19 protein-coding genes and 1 pseudogene are annotated in these 16,477 nt (G+C 59.2%); 12 read left to right on the top strand and 8 right to left on the bottom strand.

All coding sequences use genetic code 11. The features are described from left to right. Positions 1–138 precede the first annotated feature (138 nt). The 3 genes and pseudogenes from AC07O1_RS27315 (at position 139) to AC07O1_RS27305 (ending at position 1,951) form a co-directional block, all read left to right on the top strand. Complete coding sequence (locus AC07O1_RS27315) at positions 139–747, top strand: TetR/AcrR family transcriptional regulator (protein WP_495090797.1); 609 nt, start codon at positions 139–141, stop codon at positions 745–747. A 306-nt stretch (positions 748–1,053) separates the two neighbouring features. Next, a pseudogene (locus tag AC07O1_RS27310) lies at positions 1,054–1,218 on the top strand (diguanylate cyclase); the annotation flags it as partial. 193 nt (positions 1,219–1,411) lie between these two features. Next, positions 1,412–1,951, top strand: coding sequence for a DUF1003 domain-containing protein (locus AC07O1_RS27305; protein WP_495090796.1), 540 nt, complete (start codon positions 1,412–1,414; stop codon positions 1,949–1,951). Positions 1,952–1,975: 24 nt separating this feature from the next. Here the strand turns inward: AC07O1_RS27305 and AC07O1_RS27300 are convergent, their stop codons facing one another. Continuing rightward, positions 1,976–2,920, bottom strand: a complete 945-nt coding sequence (locus AC07O1_RS27300) for a LysR family transcriptional regulator (protein ID WP_494992780.1) — start codon at positions 2,918–2,920, stop codon at positions 1,976–1,978. 25 nt (positions 2,921–2,945) lie between these two features. Here AC07O1_RS27300 and AC07O1_RS27295 point away from each other — a divergent pair, with 25 nt between their 5' ends. From AC07O1_RS27295 to AC07O1_RS27280, 4 genes are all read left to right on the top strand, one after another. Continuing rightward, the gene (locus AC07O1_RS27295) at positions 2,946–3,665 is read left to right on the top strand and encodes a CTP synthase C-terminal region-related (seleno)protein (RefSeq protein WP_495090795.1); all 720 of its coding nucleotides are present in this window, start codon (positions 2,946–2,948) and stop codon (positions 3,663–3,665) included. Continuing rightward, positions 3,662–3,985, top strand: coding sequence for an antibiotic biosynthesis monooxygenase family protein (locus tag AC07O1_RS27290; RefSeq protein ID WP_494992710.1), 324 nt, complete (start codon positions 3,662–3,664; stop codon positions 3,983–3,985). The genes AC07O1_RS27295 and AC07O1_RS27290 overlap by 4 nt, the downstream gene beginning before the upstream one ends. Positions 3,986–4,157: 172 nt before the next feature. Next, positions 4,158–5,285 (top strand): glycerophosphodiester phosphodiesterase, encoded by a 1,128-nt coding sequence (locus AC07O1_RS27285; RefSeq protein ID WP_495090794.1) that lies wholly within the window; start codon positions 4,158–4,160, stop codon positions 5,283–5,285. A gap of 149 nt (positions 5,286–5,434) precedes the next feature. Next, positions 5,435–5,749 (top strand): PepSY domain-containing protein, encoded by a 315-nt coding sequence (locus AC07O1_RS27280; protein ID WP_495090793.1) that lies wholly within the window; start codon positions 5,435–5,437, stop codon positions 5,747–5,749. Positions 5,750–5,855: 106 nt separating this feature from the next. Here AC07O1_RS27280 and AC07O1_RS27275 read toward each other — a convergent pair whose 3' ends face one another. Next, on the bottom strand, positions 5,856–6,320 hold the full coding sequence (locus AC07O1_RS27275; RefSeq protein WP_495090792.1) for a hypothetical protein: 465 nt from the start codon (positions 6,318–6,320) through the stop codon (positions 5,856–5,858). Between the two features lie 125 nt (positions 6,321–6,445). Beyond that, positions 6,446–8,071, bottom strand: coding sequence for a methyl-accepting chemotaxis protein (locus AC07O1_RS27270; protein WP_495090791.1), 1,626 nt, complete (start codon positions 8,069–8,071; stop codon positions 6,446–6,448). Between the two features lie 279 nt (positions 8,072–8,350). Between AC07O1_RS27270 and AC07O1_RS27265 the strand changes: the two genes are divergently transcribed. From AC07O1_RS27265 to AC07O1_RS27255, 3 genes are all read left to right on the top strand, one after another. Next, complete coding sequence (locus AC07O1_RS27265; protein WP_494992707.1) at positions 8,351–9,373, top strand: transporter; 1,023 nt, start codon at positions 8,351–8,353, stop codon at positions 9,371–9,373. Between the two features lie 311 nt (positions 9,374–9,684). After that, positions 9,685–10,548, top strand: a complete 864-nt coding sequence (locus AC07O1_RS27260) for a 2OG-Fe(II) oxygenase family protein (protein ID WP_495090790.1) — start codon at positions 9,685–9,687, stop codon at positions 10,546–10,548. Then, complete coding sequence (locus tag AC07O1_RS27255) at positions 10,548–11,270, top strand: TylF/MycF/NovP-related O-methyltransferase (protein ID WP_494992705.1); 723 nt, start codon at positions 10,548–10,550, stop codon at positions 11,268–11,270. Before AC07O1_RS27260 ends, AC07O1_RS27255 begins: the two co-directional genes overlap by 1 nt. Before the next feature lie 198 nt (positions 11,271–11,468). Here the strand turns inward: AC07O1_RS27255 and AC07O1_RS27250 are convergent, their stop codons facing one another. After that, on the bottom strand, positions 11,469–11,909 hold the full coding sequence (locus AC07O1_RS27250) for a multidrug/biocide efflux PACE transporter (RefSeq protein WP_495090789.1): 441 nt from the start codon (positions 11,907–11,909) through the stop codon (positions 11,469–11,471). 89 nt (positions 11,910–11,998) lie between these two features. Here AC07O1_RS27250 and AC07O1_RS27245 point away from each other — a divergent pair, with 89 nt between their 5' ends. Continuing rightward, positions 11,999–12,853, top strand: a complete 855-nt coding sequence (locus AC07O1_RS27245) for a LysR family transcriptional regulator (protein ID WP_495090788.1) — start codon at positions 11,999–12,001, stop codon at positions 12,851–12,853. A gap of 203 nt (positions 12,854–13,056) precedes the next feature. On the opposite strand, the gene AC07O1_RS27240 is transcribed toward AC07O1_RS27245, so the two are convergent. From AC07O1_RS27240 to AC07O1_RS27225, 4 genes are all read right to left on the bottom strand, one after another. Beyond that, the gene (locus AC07O1_RS27240) at positions 13,057–14,313 is read right to left on the bottom strand and encodes an RNA polymerase sigma factor (RefSeq protein WP_495090787.1); all 1,257 of its coding nucleotides are present in this window, start codon (positions 14,311–14,313) and stop codon (positions 13,057–13,059) included. Then, entirely contained in the window at positions 14,313–14,804 is a 492-nt protein-coding gene (locus AC07O1_RS27235; RefSeq protein ID WP_495013531.1) for an SRPBCC family protein, read from the bottom strand. Before AC07O1_RS27235 ends, AC07O1_RS27240 begins: the two co-directional genes overlap by 1 nt. Positions 14,805–14,826: 22 nt before the next feature. Further along, entirely contained in the window at positions 14,827–15,174 is a 348-nt protein-coding gene (locus tag AC07O1_RS27230; protein WP_494992700.1) for a YciI family protein, read from the bottom strand. Between the two features lie 67 nt (positions 15,175–15,241). After that, the gene (locus AC07O1_RS27225) at positions 15,242–15,676 is read right to left on the bottom strand and encodes a YybH family protein (RefSeq protein WP_495090786.1); all 435 of its coding nucleotides are present in this window, start codon (positions 15,674–15,676) and stop codon (positions 15,242–15,244) included. 189 nt (positions 15,677–15,865) lie between these two features. Between AC07O1_RS27225 and AC07O1_RS27220 the strand changes: the two genes are divergently transcribed. Beyond that, positions 15,866–16,351 (top strand): GNAT family N-acetyltransferase, encoded by a 486-nt coding sequence (locus AC07O1_RS27220; RefSeq protein WP_495090785.1) that lies wholly within the window; start codon positions 15,866–15,868, stop codon positions 16,349–16,351. Positions 16,352–16,477: the final 126 nt, after the last annotated feature.

Raw genomic sequence — 16,477 nt, 5'->3', positions numbered from 1 at the left:
AATGCATACACGCATTAGCCGCAAGCTCTATTTTTTACCGCGCAATTACACTGCACAGTGTAGTTTCAAGATTGCAACAAACGAGAGAATAAGTAAACTGCGAAGTGTAATTTTCATTTCACCCGCCGAAGCCTATTTATGACAGTTGCACTGCGCCTCACCGACCGAAAACGCGAAGCCATCGTCCAGGCGGCCATTGTCGAATTCCGGACCAACGGTTTCGACATCACCAGCATGGACAAGATAGCCGCCACGGCCGGCGTTTCGAAGCGCACGGTGTACAACCACTTCCCCAGCAAGGAAGAGCTGTTCGCCGAGATCCTGAATAAATTATGGACCAGCATCAGCACCCAGCAGGACACGATCTACCGCAGTGATCTGCCGCTACGCGAGCAACTGGAAGTGTTGTTGCGGGCCAAACTGCACATGCTGGCGGACAACAACCTCCTCGACCTGGCGCGTGTGGCAATTGCCGCCACGATCCACTCCCCCGAACGGGCCCAGGACATGGTCGCCAGGCTGGGAGAGCGTGAAGAGAGCCTCACCGTGTGGATTCGCGCGGCCCAGGCCGACGGCAGGTTGAAACCCGTCGACCCGTGTTTCGCCGCGCAGCAGGTGCAGGGGCTGATCAAGGCATTCGCCTTCTGGCCACAAATCTCCATGAACCAGCCAGTGCTGTCACCCGAGATGCAGACCACCGTTGTAGCGTCTGCAATGGATATGTTCCTGGCCTGCTATCAGCTGTAGTCCCGTCCACTCGGGGAAGATTCCCTGGGGCCCTTCCTCGCCTGCTCTGCTGGGGGCGGCCTTCGCCCACCAGTACGCTTCAGGTCTATGCCTGCCTGCCGATGCTGACGCTCTACCCGCTGGCGGTAGGCACGGTGTGTTACCAGCTGGCAATCAAGTCAGTTAAGCGAACGCTGCCCCTTGTAGGAGCGAGCTTGCTCGCGATGACGTTAACGATAACGCGTGTTTGCTGGATAAACGCGTCGCCCTCAGGTCCATCGTCGGAGCGCCGCCCGGAGCAATCGAGCGTCGACCGGCTGCTCCTACATTTTGCCGGACATGCCTCTGGAGCAAGCCAGGGAGTTCGTGGAACGCTTGCGTGAAGTCTTCAGCAACTACCGCAGCCAGGAGATCCCTGAGCTTGAGGTGAGCTTGAGCATTGGTCTTGCCGCTTACCAGTTACCGTTCGAGGATGCCGCGATGTGGCTCAACTAGGTGGACAAAGCGCTGTACGCCGCGAAAAACTCCGGGCGCAACAAAATCAACGTCGCCACGAGCGACCCGGTCAGAGAACCCGCGATTGCCCGTCTGGCACAAGCCCACTGGATGCCCTTAGAGGATTTCCTCAATCGTGGGTACTCGGGGCTATAGTAGACCCCAGTCCCATGGCATTGCAGAGAGCACTATGAACTCAGTCAAACCCGAAGCAGAGCCTGGCTCTAAAGTCGATCACCTGCGCTTTCACCGCCCTCACGCCCATCTGGCGCCGACCTTCGGCACTGACAGTTTTGCCTTGAAGGCTGAAGCCTTTGCCCGTTTTTTCGGGACGCCGACCTTCCTCGGCGCGCAAACACTGATTGTCGCACTCTGGATTGGCGTCAACCTGGCTGGACTGACGAATTTCGATGTCTATCCGTTCATCCTGCTGAACCTGGCTTTCAGCCTCCAGGCAGCCTATGCCGCGCCGCTGATTCTGCTCGCTCAAACTCGCCAGGCGGCACGGGACAAAGCCCATTCCGATGCGGATGCCCTGCACCGTGAAACCCTTGCCCTTGCCAACGCCGAACGGCAGACACAAGCCGCCCAGACCACAGCACAACTACTGGAATTACTTGAGCAAAACACCCGTTTGACCGAGATGACCAAGACCCTGACCGAGCGCATCGAAAACCTGACCTCCGAAATGCATCAGCATTTTGTGCGCAAGGATGAGCCCAAGGTTTGAACCCATCGCGCCGGAGGAACAGAACTAAGGCAAACGGACGCTGCGCGCCAGTTCATCGAACAGCGTCACCACCGAGCGCAAGGTGCGGCAGTCCGGGCGGGTCAGCAGCCATAGACTGGTGTCGTAACCGTGCAGGGGCTCACTCAAGGCTTGCAGTCCCGATTCACCGATCAGGAAGTCCGGCAGCGCCGCGACGCCCAACCCGGCACGCACCAGTTCGGTGACCGACAGCATGCTGTTGCAGCGGTAATTGGGCAGCACGCCGGGCAACTGCTGACGACGCCAGGCCACGGTTGGATGATCCGGCAGGAAGTCATCCGGGGCGATCCAGGCAAGCCTGGCCAGGTCACTGGGGTCGACCGATTGCAGGTAAGCCGCACTGGCGCAAACCCGGTACGACACCGAGCCCAGGCACCGCCCGACCAGATGCTGCGGCGGTGTGCAGGTCAAGCGCAACGCGATGTCGGCGTCGCGGCGGCTGAGGTTGGCAAAATCGTTGGACGTACTCAATTCGATGGTCAAGGCCGGATATGCCGGCATGAACTGCGCCAGTGCCGGCAAAAGCAAACCTTGCAGGACCGAATCGGTGCAGGTCAGGCGGACCGTGCCACTGATAACTTCCCCACCTTGCTCCACACCAATGCGTGCCGCTTCCAGCGCTTGCTCGGCACGCTCAGCCTGTTCGGCCAAGGCTTGCGCCATGCTGCTCGGTAGATAGCCTGCGCGGCTTTTCTCGAACAACTCCTGACCCAAGGCGGCTTCCAGTCTGCGCACCGCACGAAATACCGTCGACACATCGACCTTCAACAGCGCGGCTGCACGGGCCAGAGAGCCGCCACGCACCAGCGCCAGGATCAGCGACAGGTCCGGGTAATCGAGTTGATAGTGCGTTGATGCATTGAGCATTTGGGTAAACGCCAATATTGATTGCGTGAGCGCCAATCTATAGTGGGCTCCAGGAATCAACAAGCCTTGGCCGCACCAGGAGAACCACATGCAAACCCCTTCAGATAAGCCCCTCATCCATATCGCTCTGATCGGTGACTACAACCGCGATGTCATCGCTCACCAGGCGATCCCGATGGCGCTGAGCATGGCGGCCGAGAACGCCGATCTGAAGGTGCAGTTTGAGTGGCTGCCCACCGAAAGCATCACATCGGCCACCCAGCTGAATGGCTTCGACGGTTTCTGGTGTGTGCCGGCCAGCCCTTACCGCGATATGGACGGCGCACTCCTGGCCATCCGTTATGCCCGCGAACAACAACGACCCTTTCTGGGGACCTGCGGCGGTTTTCAACACGCAGTGCTTGAGTACGCACGCAACGTGCTCGGCTGGGCCGATGCCGAGCATGGCGAGACGTCACCGGACGCCGCCCGCGCCCTCCTCACGCCGTTGAGTTGCTCGTTGGTCGAGGCCGTGGATGGTATCTGCCTGGTCGAAGGTTCGTTGATCGCCAACGCCTATGGCGCACTGCAAATCCGCGAAGGTTATCACTGCCGGTACGGCGTCAATCCCGAGTTCGAAACGCAGCTGCTGACACAAAGCCTGCACGCCACCGGACACGACTCGGCGGGTGATCTGAGGAGCGTCGAGCTGCGTGGTCATCCGTTCTTCGTCGCCACGTTATTTCAGCCCGAACGCGCCGCACTGGCCGGCACGCCCCCGCCTCTGGTCAGCGCATTTCTCAACACCTGCGCGGGGAACCCGGCATGATCGCCAAGACACCAGCGACGCCCTACTACGCGGTGATTTTCACGTCCCTGCGAACCGAGGGGGATCAAGGCTACGAGCAAGCCGCCGGGCGCATGCTCGAGCTGGCCCGCGAGCAACCGGGATTTCTCGGTGTTGAGTCAGCCCGCGGTGAAGACGGGCTCGGCATCACTGTTTCCTATTGGGCCAGTGAGGCTGCAATCCTCGCCTGGAAACATCACGCCGAACACACCGAGGTCCGCGAGCAGGGGCGCTCGACCTGGTATGAGGCTTGTCATACACGGGTGTGCAAGGTTGAGCGCGCTTATCGGTTTGAAAAATAGTCGAGCGTCGGGGGGCGTTAACTGCCGGGCCAACGAGTACTGCACAGAGCCGCACAAAAGCACGGAAATACCGGCTCTGACATACGTAATGTCGGTATGGCGATAGCACAAGTGGCGTTCAGTTGTTAAAAGGTAATCCTTGGACATCGCTCTCTACGAAAGGACTTCGAATATGCCCGTCACCTTCCGCAAAAGTGCCCTGTTGCTGAGCCTTATGCTCGGCCTTGGCCAGGCACAGGCCACCAGCCAGCCGAGCCCGACCGCTCTGGCCAGCGCCATAGGTGTTCCACACCCGGCGGTCATTGCCCACCGTGGCGCATCCTTCGATGCACCGGAATCCACCGCGGCCTCCTACAAACTGGCGCGTGACCTGGGTGCCGACTACCTGGAAATGGACCTGCAACGCAGCAAAGACGGTGTGCTGTTTGCCCTGCATGACAACAACCTGCAACGCACCACTGACGTTGCCAGTAAATTTCCCGAGCGCAAGGACAGTCCCGCCAACGAGTTCACCCTGGCCGAACTGAAAACCCTGGATGCCGGCAGTTGGTTCAACAAGGCGTACCCGGACCGTGCGCGCCCCTCGTATGTGGGCCTGAAGATCCTGACCCTCGACGAAATCATCGATATCGCGCAAGGCAACCCGCAGCACAAACCCGGGCTGTACATCGAAACCAAAGAGCCAAAGCAGTTTCCGGGTATCGAACGTGACCTGAAAAATAAATTGCAGGACCGTGGCTGGCTGAGCCCGACCGGCTCGAAACTGGCGAAAAGCGATTTGGCGGTCGGCCAGGGCAAAGGCAAGGTCGTGCTGCAAACCTTCGAGAAGAGCAGCCTGGAACTGCTGCAAAAGGAAATGCCGCAGGTACCGAAAATCCTTCTGCTGTGGGTCGGTGAAGGCAGTATCGAACCCAAATCCAATGTCAGCTTCGCCGCCAGCGGTGAAAAGGACAAGGCCGCCTGGTACGCCAGACAGGAACCCAGGGACAAAGCCGAATTCGAGAAATGGGTCAACTACGCCAAGGCTCAAGGCGCCATCGGTACAGGACCTTCAGCAGCCCTGACCACAGGTGGCGATCAAAGCTATTCGGACCTGGTGCAGCCGTGGATGAACACCTTCACTCACGACAAAGGTCTATTGGTGCATGCCTACACCATCGACGAACCGGTGGATTACAAGAAGGTGATGGACGCCGGCGTTGATGGCATCTTCACCAACCGCGCCAGCGAGCTGCTCAAGTACTTCAAACGCCCGGCGCCGGCCAGCGTCGCGCAGTTGCTTGAGGCTAACGGCTATTAAATGATCAATCGGCCGTGAGCCGGGGCGTATAGCGCCCCATGCAGGAATGGGCGAACGAAACCGTCAGCGCCGAGGTGCAATTAAGGGTGAATTAAGTTCGGCGGACTACGCTGGTCCCACTTAAACAGTTCACCCCAAGGAAAGAACTCATGAAAACGTTGACTGCCCTGTTCGCCGCGGCTTCCTTGACCCTGACCGCCGGCCTGGCCCGGGCTGACGTGCGCCCGGATCTGATTCCGGGTCTGCTCAAAGATGGCAGCATCATGGACCTGGAAAAACTCAACCAGGCCGCCCTCGCCCAGTATCCAGGAGCTACGGCAGCCAACATCACCGACACCGAGCTTGAGAAAAAAGGCGCGGATTACGTCTACCAGGTCGAAATACGCGACGCCAAAGGTGTTGAGTGGGACGTGCACCTGGACGCCACGACCGGTCAGGTGCTGAGCAACAAACAAGACAAGTAACGGGAACACTGTAGAAGCCGCGCGACCTTTTGGTCGCGCGGCTTTTTGCGTTTTAGCGCAGAACACAAAGCCCGCGTTCGCGCTCGATCACCGCAGGCTCCCGACGTTATGCCGAGGTACTGACCAACGAGCCCGAGGTGCTGCTGCTCGAGCTCTGCAAGGCTTGCAACAGCGCGGCAGTAGCGGTCTGCAATGAGCCTGAGGTGGTCGCGATCTGCGATTGCGCAGCGGCCACTTCGGCGGCTTTTGCATCTGCACTTTTCTGACTCGCTTGAGCCGCTTGCAGTTGCTTGTGTTGTTCCTGCAATTGCTTTCGCAGTTCAGCAATCTGCTTGCGCAAGGCTTTCACCGCATCCGACTCGCTACTGCTGCTCGTACTGCTGCCGCTGGACGCCGGTGCACCGCCTGCTGCGACCTTCGAAGTGTCGGTGGCGGCTGAGGTGGCTGAGCTACCTGCTGCCGTTGACGAGGTGCTGTCGGTCTTGCTGGTGTCGGCACTGTCAGTGATCGTGGTTTTGCTGGACGTTGTAGAAAGGCTCTGATTGATCGAAACGGAAGTGATGCTGACCATGGGTGGTTGATCCATGTGAGTTTAGGGATAACCTCCTCATCGACGTAAGCGGTACAAGCTTGAGATTTATCGTGTACCGGCCCGGATACCGAGCCGATACACAATCACGCCTGGGGGGTGTCCGGTCACGCACTCAGACGTGCAGTCACCTCGTTCAGTTGCCCCGACAACCCGTGCAGATTCTGGCTCGCCGCTTCGGTGCGCTGCACGTTATCCAGGTTGGTACTGGCGATGCAGGTGATCTCGGTGAGGTTGCGCGAAATATCTTCGGCGACCGAGGTCTGCTGTTCGGCGGCGGTGGCAATTTGGCGGTTCATGTCGCGAATCGCTTCCACCGCCACAGTGATGCGCTCCAGCATCGCACCGGCCTGAGTGACCTGCTCGACGCTTTCTTCACTGCGCGACTGGCCACTCTCGATCGCCTGGGCCGCATCCACTGCGCCGGTTTGAACGGTCTGGATGATTTGATTGATCTCGATGATCGACGCCGCAGTGCGCTGAGCCAGGCTGCGCACTTCATCAGCGACCACGGCAAACCCACGCCCGGCCTCACCGGCACGGGCCGCTTCGATGGCCGCGTTGAGCGCCAGCAGGTTAGTCTGTTCGGCGATCCCGCGAATCACTTCCAGCACCTTGCCGATGCGCCCACTGTCGGCCTCCAGACGCCGGATAACCATAGCGGTATTGGCGATTTCACCGCGCATTTGAGTGATGGTGTGAATCGTCCCCTGCATGACCTTTTCGCCCTGCTGAGCAGAGTGATCGGCATCATCGGCAGCCCGCGCCGCGTCGGCGGCGTGGCGGGCGACTTCCTGAGCGGTGGCAGACATTTCGTTCATCGCCGTGGCGACTTGATCGGTGCGGTTGAATTGCTCGTTGGTGCCGTGGGTCATGAGGCTTGCAATGGAATTCAGCTCACCGCTGGCACTGTCCAGATCCGAGGCACTGCGCTGCAAATGGCTGAAGGTTTCTGCGAGAAAATCCCTTAGTGTATTGGCGGCAACGGCCAGCTTGCCCAACTCATCCTGACGATTGCTCGCCACCCGCTCGGCAAAGCGACCCTGACTGAGTTGCGCCACATACTCGATCAGCTTGCGGATCGGCTCCACCAGATGGCGGTTGACCAGCCACAGGCTGAACAGACCGATCAACAGGCCCGAAGCAAGCATCACCACAATTCCCAGCAGCACAGTGCGATCGGCGCTGGCGCTGATCAATGTCGATTGCTCGGTGCCTTGCTTGCGTAACTCGTTGACCAGCTCGCTCATTTGTTCACTGGCGGCGCGGTCCACGCCTTTGACCGCAGCGTCTCCTGCCGTTGGATCAGCACCTGCCGCCAGATAAGCGTCGCGGCCCTTCTGATAGGCCGTACCCAAGACCCGGTGCTCCTCACGCAGTCGCTCGATGCGTGTCTTGAGCTGTGCATCGATTCCCGGTTGGCTGGCCAGCTGGCCAAGAATGCCCTGAACATCGCGTTGGCGATCTTCAAACTGCTTCCAGTACTTGTCCAGGTCAGCCGGCTGCTTGCCACGCAGCAGGACGTTTTTCCATTCCTGTACCTGAACTTTGAATTGCAGGTTGGCCTCATCGATCAGTTGTGAAGTATGCAGCGGGCCATCGATCAGGTTGTGATAGCTCTGAACACCGCTGGAGAGAAAGTGGAAGCACGCCAGAGCAATCAACAGCATCGCAATCAAGCTGCCGCTCAGCATTGCCAGAATTTGAGCTCTCAGGGACTTTTTCAAAAACATCGAGTGGGATCTCATGACAGGGATAAAGCAGGCCATCCAGGGGCATGCATGACGTCTAGACATCCCTGTCACCAACAACCAGGCCTATGGCCAAATCGCGAAAGATTACGTGAGCGTGATCGGCGCGCCGTTCGCATTCTTTAAAGGGTTCCGACCACTGGTCATCGCTCACTCGCCCGCGTCGCCAAACTGTCACAAAACCGTCAAACAGCCTTGCCATGATGCGGCTCACGTGAACCTGTGAAACGTCCTACAGGTACCTCCCGCCAGCGAGACTCCATGAACCACAGTATCGACCAACGCCATCGCGACTCTGATCTGTTCGGCCTGCTCTACGGTTTCAGTTTTCGCCCCGGCGAACGCGGCCGTGAAATCGATTCGGCCAAGGCTCTGGAATGCTTGAAACAACCCGCTGACACCGACGAGTTTCTCTGGTTGCACCTCAACCTGGCCCACGCCGCCTGCGAGCGCTGGATGAAAACCCATCTGGATTTGCCAGAAGAATTCTTCGAAGCGCTGCATGAAGGTTCACGCTCTACGCGCATCGAACACGTCGATACGGCGCTGCTGGCAGTGGTCAACGATGTGGTGTTCAACCTGAGCAGCATGGTGTCTTCGGACATCTCGACCCTGTGGGTCTGCGCCCGCAGCCGCCTGATCATCAGCGCCCGCCTGCAACCCTTGCACTCAGTGGACAAGCTGCGTTCCTCGGTCAAGGCCGGTGAACGCTTTCGCTCGCCACTGGAACTGCTGGTACATCTGCTGCGTGATCAGGGCGAAGTGCTGACCCAGATCGTGCGCAAAACCAGCATCAGCGTCGACCAGATCGAAGACCAGCTATTGTCCTCGCGCCTGTCCACCAACCGCGCCGAACTGGGTACAAACCGCCGGGTGCTGGTGCGCCTGCAACGCTTGTTGGCGCTTGAACCGGGGTCGTTGCTGCGGCTGCTCAACCGCCCACCGCAGTGGCTACAGAAGGAGGACGTCAAGGAGCTGCGCAAGTCCACGGAGGAGTTTGCGCTGATCATCAACGACCTCACGGCCCTGGGCGAACGCATCAAACTGCTGCAAGAAGAAATCGCCGCCAACCTCAACGAACAAAGCAACCGCACCCTGTTCACCCTGACCGTGGTCACTGTGCTGGCGCTGCCGATCAACATCATTGCCGGCTTCTTTGGCATGAACGTCGGTGGCATCCCGCTCTCGGGCGACCCCGAGGGCTTCTGGATTCTGGTGGCACTGGTGGCGACCTTTACCGTGCTGGCCGGGCGTTGGGCATTTCGCAAGCGCCAGGATTATTGAGTCAAGCGGGCTTGCACAATCCCTGTAGCAGCTGCTACGGATCGCGTTGCGGCTGGGGCTATCGGGCAGTTTGTATTGGCTGTTTATGCAGTTGTTCCAAGCCTCGCTCAACAACTGAAAAAATCCCGGACCGGGCAATCGGTTCGGGATTTTTTTATCCCGCGAATCAGACTCAGGCAAGCGCAACACGCATTTCGTCGAAAAATCAGCGTATTAACGACCTTTTGCTCCAGCATCCGCTGGATTGCACTTCAGTTTGTTACCTTTGTGCCGACTCTTTAGAGACCCAACGTATTCAGGAGGGGGAAACCGTGAATTTGTATATTAATCAGCTTCAGAAGAAAGCTGACTTCAAAAGCGCCATCTACGCTGGCGATATCTTCCTGAACACCCAGCTCAACGCAGCCAAAGAACTGTGCGCATTCGCCCGGCAAAGCATCACCGTGGCGTTTGACGGCGAGACTGATCACCAGTCCCTGCACACGCTGATGCCGGTCGAAGAATTCGTCATCCAGGTAACCCGGCTCAAGGGCCAGTTCACCAACAGTCTGCAGGTCAAGGAGCTGATTCGCGCCTTCACCCTGGAAATTGGCGCCGACCCCAAGGACTACATTTTCGATGTGCCGCGCATCCGCGTGGTGCCGAACTACGACTACCTGCACGCCGGCATCAGTTATGCCTACAAACCGCACCGGGACACCTGGTACGGCGGCGTGGACTGCCAGATCAACACCTGGATGCCGGTTTACACCATCGCCCCGGACCAGACCATGATGATCAATCCGGGCTACTTCGATGTGCCGGTAAAGAACACCTCGGCGCAGTGGAGTTTGTCCGACTGGATCAACGTGCAGCGTGAGCGAGCCAAGGACAACGTCAAAGAAGAAGTCCGCGTGCACCCGGTGCCGCTGGAAGAGATCAACACCTCATCGGAAATCCGCGTCGCCGGTAACACTGCCGAGATGCTGATTTTCTCTGGCTCGCACCTGCATGGCACCGTCCCCAACTACACCGAACAGACCCGCTTCAGCGTGGATTTCCGGCTGATGCACCTCGATGACCTCAAGCACAAACGTGGCGCAATCAATGTCGACAGCGCGTGCCCGGATGTCGGGGCCGGCTTCAAAGACTATTTGCACGTCCACGATTTCTCGAATTTCCTAGGAGCCAAATAATGACCAAGCGTCGCCTTACGCCTGCCGAGACCGAATACAACGAAACCCGTGCCAACGTCCTGAAACGGGTCGATGCCGAGTACGTGGCCGATGCGCCATACGTGTTCGCCAACCGCATTGGCGTGACCGCAGCATTGTCGCGCATGGAGTTGTTCAAGAAAGTTGCCGAGATACCGGGCGCGATCATTGAGTGCGGCGTGTACAAGGGCAACTCGCTGATGCTCTACATGCACTTGTCGATGATTCTGGAACCCTACGCGATCAACCGTTCGATCGTCGGTTTCGACACCTTCGAAGGTTTCACCAGCATCAACAAGGACGAAGACCCGACGGACATCAACGAGAACATGTTCTCCGACACCGACCAGTCGCTGATCCAGGACATGATCGACGCCAACGACTTGCTGCGTCCGGTCAACCGCATCCCGCGTTGCGAGCTGGTCAAGGGTGACATCTGCAAAACCGCACCTGAGTACGTCAAGTCCCGGCCGGACCTGGTCGTGGCCATGCTGATCCTCGACACCGACCTCTACGAGCCGACCAAAGTCGCGCTGGAAACCTTCCTGCCGTACATGCCAAAAGGCGCCATCGTGGTGCTGGACGAAGTCGCCTATCGCAACTTCCCGGGCGAAACCAAAGCCCTGCGTGAAGTGTTCGACATGAACAAGATCGAACTCAAACGCCTGCCGTTCGATTCCTGCGTGGGTTACTTCCACATCTGATCGCCCTTTTCAGGCTCGGCACAACCCCTGTTGCAGCTGGCGCAGCCTGCGTTCGGCCGCGCAGCGGTCGTAAAATCCGACACCGCGGTTTTTCAGGTTAACCGTGGAGGCAGGATTTACGACCGCTGCGCGGCCGGACGCAGCCTGCGGCAGCTGCTACGGATCGCGTAGCGGCTTGACTGACTAGCCGCGAAGGCGTCATCCGCGAGATGGCTCTCGGCGTAACATCATCCTCTCACGCACCACGTCATATGCCCAGTGGTAGACGTAGGTGTACGGCAGGAAAAACAGCAACACGCCGATGTCCAGAATCAGTGCCTGCAACAGGCTGATGTTCAGCCACCAGGCCACCAGCGGCACGCTGACGACCACCAGGCCGCCCTCGAACAGTAACGCATGCAACATGCGGGTCCAGCCATTCTGGACCATGGCGAAACGCTCGCGCATGCGGTCGAACATGCCATTGAAGAGCACGTTCCAGCCCAGAGCGATAAAGCAGTTGGCGATGGTCACCACGCCCATGTCGAACAATGGCTTATCCATCAACCAGGCGAACAGTGGGGCGCACATCAGCACCGCGAAGACTTCGAAGCCAATGGCCTGGAAAACCCGTTCAGTCAGGGATTTTTGGGTACTCATGATTAGACTCTCTGGGTAACGATGGTTGCCATCATTGCCCACCAGCCCGATACTTCATAACCAATAACCATCGATCAAGGCGATAGTTCATGGCATCTCATGAAGTGCTGCTGGCCTTTGTCCAGGCCGCGACCCAAGGCTCGTTCTCTGCGGCCGCACGCAAACTGGGCAAGAGCCAGTCGACCATCAGCGCGGCAGTCGCCAGCCTGGAAATCGATCTGGACGTGATTCTGTTCGATCGCAGCAGCCGCAAACCCGGCCTGACACCCGCCGGGCATGTGATGCTGCAACGTGCCGAAGACATCCTGGCTGCGACCAGTCGGCTGGAAATGGCCGCCAGTCAGCTGTCACAAGGCTTCGAACCGAAGCTGACCGTGGCCATTTCCGACACCTGGCAGTCCGACCGTTTCGAGGCGTGCTTGAGCGAGTTCGAGCAGCGTTACCCGGACCTGGAACTCGAATGCCTGATCGCCGAATGCGACGATCTGGTGGCGCTGGTCCAGCGTGGCCGGGCGCAGATTGCCTTCGCCGAGATGCAGCCGAGCTACCCGGCGGACCTTGCCAGTTCGACAGTCGACGAACGCACGGAAATCGCCTTGTTTGTCTCTCGTGAGCATCCACTGGCCGCGCTGCAAAGGGTCGACAAGGACACCTTGCAACAACACCGCGAGTTGCGTCTGGCGACCATCGTCAACCCGTATGAAACCCGCGCACAAGGCCGGGTCTGGTCAGCACCGAGTTATTTGATGCTGCTGGAAATGGCTCAAGGCGGTTTCGGCTGGGCACCGTTACCGCGCTGGCTGGTGGGCCGCTTTGGCGCAGGCTCGCTCCATGAACTCACCGTGCGCGGCTGGCCACGGCCGGTGGCGGTGGATGCACTGTGGTCACACCTGCATCCGCCGGGGCCTGCGGGGAGTTGGTTGCTGGGAAAAATGCTGGAGTGAAACCGTTCGTAGAACCTGTTGTAGTCGCGCAGAGAACACCCGTAGGAGCACGGCTTGCCGGCGATGGCGTCCTTAAGATCACCCGTAGGAGCACGGCTTGCCGGCGATGGCGTCCTTGAGATCACCATCGCGAGCAAACGGAGCACCACCCGGCTGGCTCCTACAAAAAGCCATTTATTTCATTCAATGCGCTATTTTTAGTTCTAGTAAGAGAAAGGTTTCAGCGCTTCAAGCCGCCGCTCGATAAACCGCCGCTCCGGTACTTGCCGAGTCAACTCCAGGGCGCGCTGATAAGCCTCTCTGGCCTGCTCGACGCGCCCGAGCTGCCGGCAGAACTCCGCCCGGGCCGAATGTGCCAGGTAGTAATCGAGCAGCTCGCCTCGCGCCAGAATCCCCTCGATCAACTCCAGCCCCGCCAGCGGTCCATCACGCTTGGCCAGGGCCGCCGCGCGATTGAGCTCGATCACCGGCGAAGGCACCGCCCGCAGCAATACGTCATAAAGCCCGACGATCTGCACCCAGTCGGTTTCCTCCGCGGTCGGCGCTTCGGCATGTACCGCTGCGATCGCGGCTTGCAGGCAGTATGGGCCGAAGCGACGGGTGCTCAGCGCCTGCTCCACCAGAGCGCAGCCTTCGGCGATCAGCCCGGCATTCCACAGCGAGCGGTCCTGTTCATCCAGCACAATCAGTTCACCCGAGGCCGAAGTCCGGGCCGGGCGTCGCGACTCGTGCAGCAGCATCAGCGCCAGCAGCCCCATGACCTCGGGCTCCGGCAGCAACTCCATCAGCAAACGAGCAAGGCGTATGGCCTCGGCGGTCAAATCTTCACGCGTCACCTGCTCGCCCATCGAGGCCGAATAACCTTCGTTGAACACCAGATAAATCACCCGCAACACGCTGTCCAGACGCTCGGGCAGTTCGGCCATGGACGGCACTTGATAGGGGATCTTCGCGTCACGAATCTTCGCTTTGGCGCGCACGATGCGCTGGGCAATGGTGGCCGGTGCCGTGAGAAAGGCCCGAGCGATTTCCTCGGTCGTCAGGTCGCAGATTTCCCGAAGCGTCAACGGCACCTGAGCATCCGCCGCCAAGGCCGGGTGGCAGCAGGTGAAGATCAATCGCAGACGATCGTCTTCCACGTCTTCCTCGCTCCAGTCGGTCTCTTCGAGCTCTTGCACCTGGCTGACCAACGCCGCCCGGGATGCACTGAAACGCGCCCGCCGGCGCAACCCGTCAATGGCCTTGAAGCGCCCGGTAGACACCAGCCAGGCGCGCGGATTAGCCGGCACGCCATCACGCTGCCAACGCTCGACCGCGACGAAGAAAGCTTCATGTAATGCCTCTTCGGCGAGGTCGAAATCGCCGAGCAAGCGAATCAGGGTCGCGAGTATCCGCCGTGACTCGGCGCGATAAACCGTCTCCAGCTGTGCCTTGAGCGCCCCGCTCGCCTCGCCCGGCATCAGTCAGTCATGCCTTCGGTCACCAGCGTCACTAACCGGTCCAGGCTTTGTCCCCAGCCTTCATGAAAACCCATCGCCTCGTGGGCCTGGCGATCCTCTTCAGTCCAGTGCATGGCGCGCGCGGTGTAAAGGGTTTTGCCATCGACTTCCTCAAGAGTCACCTCAGCGCTCATGAAGGGTTTGCCTGAAGGAATCCAGCCCGGTTTGAAGGCATCGGTGAAGACAATCCGCTGTGGCGCGACAATCTCCAGGTACACCCCCTGGGTCGGATATTCCTTGCCATCCGGCGCGCGCATCAAGGTGCGAAACAGACCACCGACCCGCAGGTCTATTTCACATTCCGGCGTGGTCATACCATGGGGCCCCCACCACTGCACAAGCAACTGCGGTTCGGTCCAGGCACGGAAAATCCTGCTGCGGGGCGCGTCAATCAAACGGCTGATGGATAACTCGAATTCAGCAGGTTGTGGTTGAGCCAATTGAGCGTTCATCAGGGTCTCCTGCTTATGATTGTTATGAGGGATTCAATTCACGTACGGGGCGCACTTCGACACTGCCGACCCGGGCCGCCGGAATGTTGCCGGCGACCTGGATAGCCTCGTTGAGGTCCTTGGCATCGATCAGATAGAAGCCGGCCAATTGCTCTTTGGTTTCAGCGAATGGCCCGTCGGTGATCGACAGCTTGCCGTTGCGCATGCGCACGGTGGTCGCGGTCTGCACTGACTCCAGCGCCTCGGCGGCGAGCATCCGGCCACTGCCCTGAACGGACTCGGCGTAGGCCATGCACTCAGCGTCTTTCGGGCTGTCGGGCAGGCTGTGCAACAGATGCTCGTCGCTGTAGACCAGGCATAGGTATTTCATGAAATTCTCCGTCATCAAGCTGATCAACTATGGCTGCTGATTCGAGGTTTGGTGAAAATCCCGACGATCAGGGTTGCAGATCGAACAACGCCGTACCACTCATCATGTCGAACGGTGCCGACCAGTGCTCATGCACCACCAACCATTGGCCATTGATGCGTTGATAACCGGCGGTGACCCGCATCCAGCACGCTTTGGTTTCACCTTTTTCGTCCGTGCCGCCGCAATGGGCCAGCCAATGGGCAAAAGCGATGTCGGCGGCCGGCACGACGTGCAACTGGTGAAACTCGAAAATGCCGGGACCGGGGCAGACCTTCATGCACTCTTGCCAGTGCGCACGGTAGGCCGCTTTGCCCTTGAATTGCAGCGTGGTCACGGCGTCGAATGAAGTGATGTCGTCGGAGTAATAGCTGACGATTTTGTCGATATCCTTGGCGATGACGGCTTGCTGCCAAGTCTCGATCAAGGCGCGGATTTCAATTTCGGTGTTGTGAGTGTTCATGAGGGTTCTCCTTGCGATTGGTTTGCACAGGCTCATCGGGCGGCCTGATTAGTGGCACTTGAATCGTGAAGACACCCCTAGTCGTATGGCGCAAACCGAAATCGACAAGTTCGACGTGTTGCCACAAAAATATTTTTGCCCGCCGCAAACTCGTTAGAATCCCGGGTCTCACATTTGTCGGTACCGCTCGTGACTACTCAGCTTGTGCCCTACGACAGCCTGACCCCGGTTCAGCGCCAACAAGTCGAAGCCATCGAAATCCTCCCACAGCAAAAGGAATTCTCCGGCGATATCGACGGCGCCTTACACGCCCTGCGGTCCAACGCCAACCCCGGCGTCAAAGGCTTTGCCCTGCTTTGGCAAGAGGTTCCGGTGGCCTTCCTGCTGCTCAAACGCCCGCCGTGCCTTCCCCATTGGGCCGATGAAGACACCGCCACACTGCACGCCCTGCAAGTCGACCACCGCGCCCAGGGCAAAGGCTTCGCAAAAGCCTGCCTGCAAGCCCTGCCGCAAGTCGCTCGCCAGACCTGGCCGCACATCAACGGGTTGATGCTCTCGGTGGACACCCACAATGAAGCGGCGCTCAACCTGTATCTCAAGCAAGGTTGGGTCGATACCGGCGAAGCGTACAAGGGCCGGATCGGTTATGAACGCAGGCTGTCGCTGGCCTTCTGAACATGCGACATGTTTGATCGTTCCCACGCTCTGCGTGGGAATGCAGCCCGTGACGCTCTGCGTCACATCCAAAGCGGACGCGGAGCGTCCGGTGAGGCATTCCCACGCAGAGCGTGGGAACGATCA

This window comes from Pseudomonas sp. GW821-FHT07G10, assembly GCF_059418545.1.
The sequence above is the reverse complement of the archived record's forward strand: the minus strand, read 5'-3'. Positions and strand labels throughout refer to the sequence as shown.

Coding starts and splice junctions, on each gene's coding strand:
- AC07O1_RS27230 (WP_494992700.1), bottom strand. CDS start 15,174: ATGAAATACCTATGCCTGGTCTACAGCGACGAGCATCTGTTGCACAGC.
- AC07O1_RS27285 (WP_495090794.1), top strand. CDS start 4,158: ATGCCCGTCACCTTCCGCAAAAGTGCCCTGTTGCTGAGCCTTATGCTC.
- AC07O1_RS27270 (WP_495090791.1), bottom strand. CDS start 8,071: ATGTTTTTGAAAAAGTCCCTGAGAGCTCAAATTCTGGCAATGCTGAGC.
- AC07O1_RS27305 (WP_495090796.1), top strand. CDS start 1,412: ATGAACTCAGTCAAACCCGAAGCAGAGCCTGGCTCTAAAGTCGATCAC.
- AC07O1_RS27265 (WP_494992707.1), top strand. CDS start 8,351: ATGAACCACAGTATCGACCAACGCCATCGCGACTCTGATCTGTTCGGC.
- AC07O1_RS27250 (WP_495090789.1), bottom strand. CDS start 11,909: ATGAGTACCCAAAAATCCCTGACTGAACGGGTTTTCCAGGCCATTGGC.
- AC07O1_RS27290 (WP_494992710.1), top strand. CDS start 3,662: ATGATCGCCAAGACACCAGCGACGCCCTACTACGCGGTGATTTTCACG.
- AC07O1_RS27275 (WP_495090792.1), bottom strand. CDS start 6,320: ATGGTCAGCATCACTTCCGTTTCGATCAATCAGAGCCTTTCTACAACG.
- AC07O1_RS27280 (WP_495090793.1), top strand. CDS start 5,435: ATGAAAACGTTGACTGCCCTGTTCGCCGCGGCTTCCTTGACCCTGACC.
- AC07O1_RS27245 (WP_495090788.1), top strand. CDS start 11,999: ATGGCATCTCATGAAGTGCTGCTGGCCTTTGTCCAGGCCGCGACCCAA.
- AC07O1_RS27240 (WP_495090787.1), bottom strand. CDS start 14,313: ATGCCGGGCGAGGCGAGCGGGGCGCTCAAGGCACAGCTGGAGACGGTT.
- AC07O1_RS27315 (WP_495090797.1), top strand. CDS start 139: ATGACAGTTGCACTGCGCCTCACCGACCGAAAACGCGAAGCCATCGTC.
- AC07O1_RS27225 (WP_495090786.1), bottom strand. CDS start 15,676: ATGAACACTCACAACACCGAAATTGAAATCCGCGCCTTGATCGAGACT.
- AC07O1_RS27255 (WP_494992705.1), top strand. CDS start 10,548: ATGACCAAGCGTCGCCTTACGCCTGCCGAGACCGAATACAACGAAACC.
- AC07O1_RS27235 (WP_495013531.1), bottom strand. CDS start 14,804: ATGAACGCTCAATTGGCTCAACCACAACCTGCTGAATTCGAGTTATCC.
- AC07O1_RS27295 (WP_495090795.1), top strand. CDS start 2,946: ATGCAAACCCCTTCAGATAAGCCCCTCATCCATATCGCTCTGATCGGT.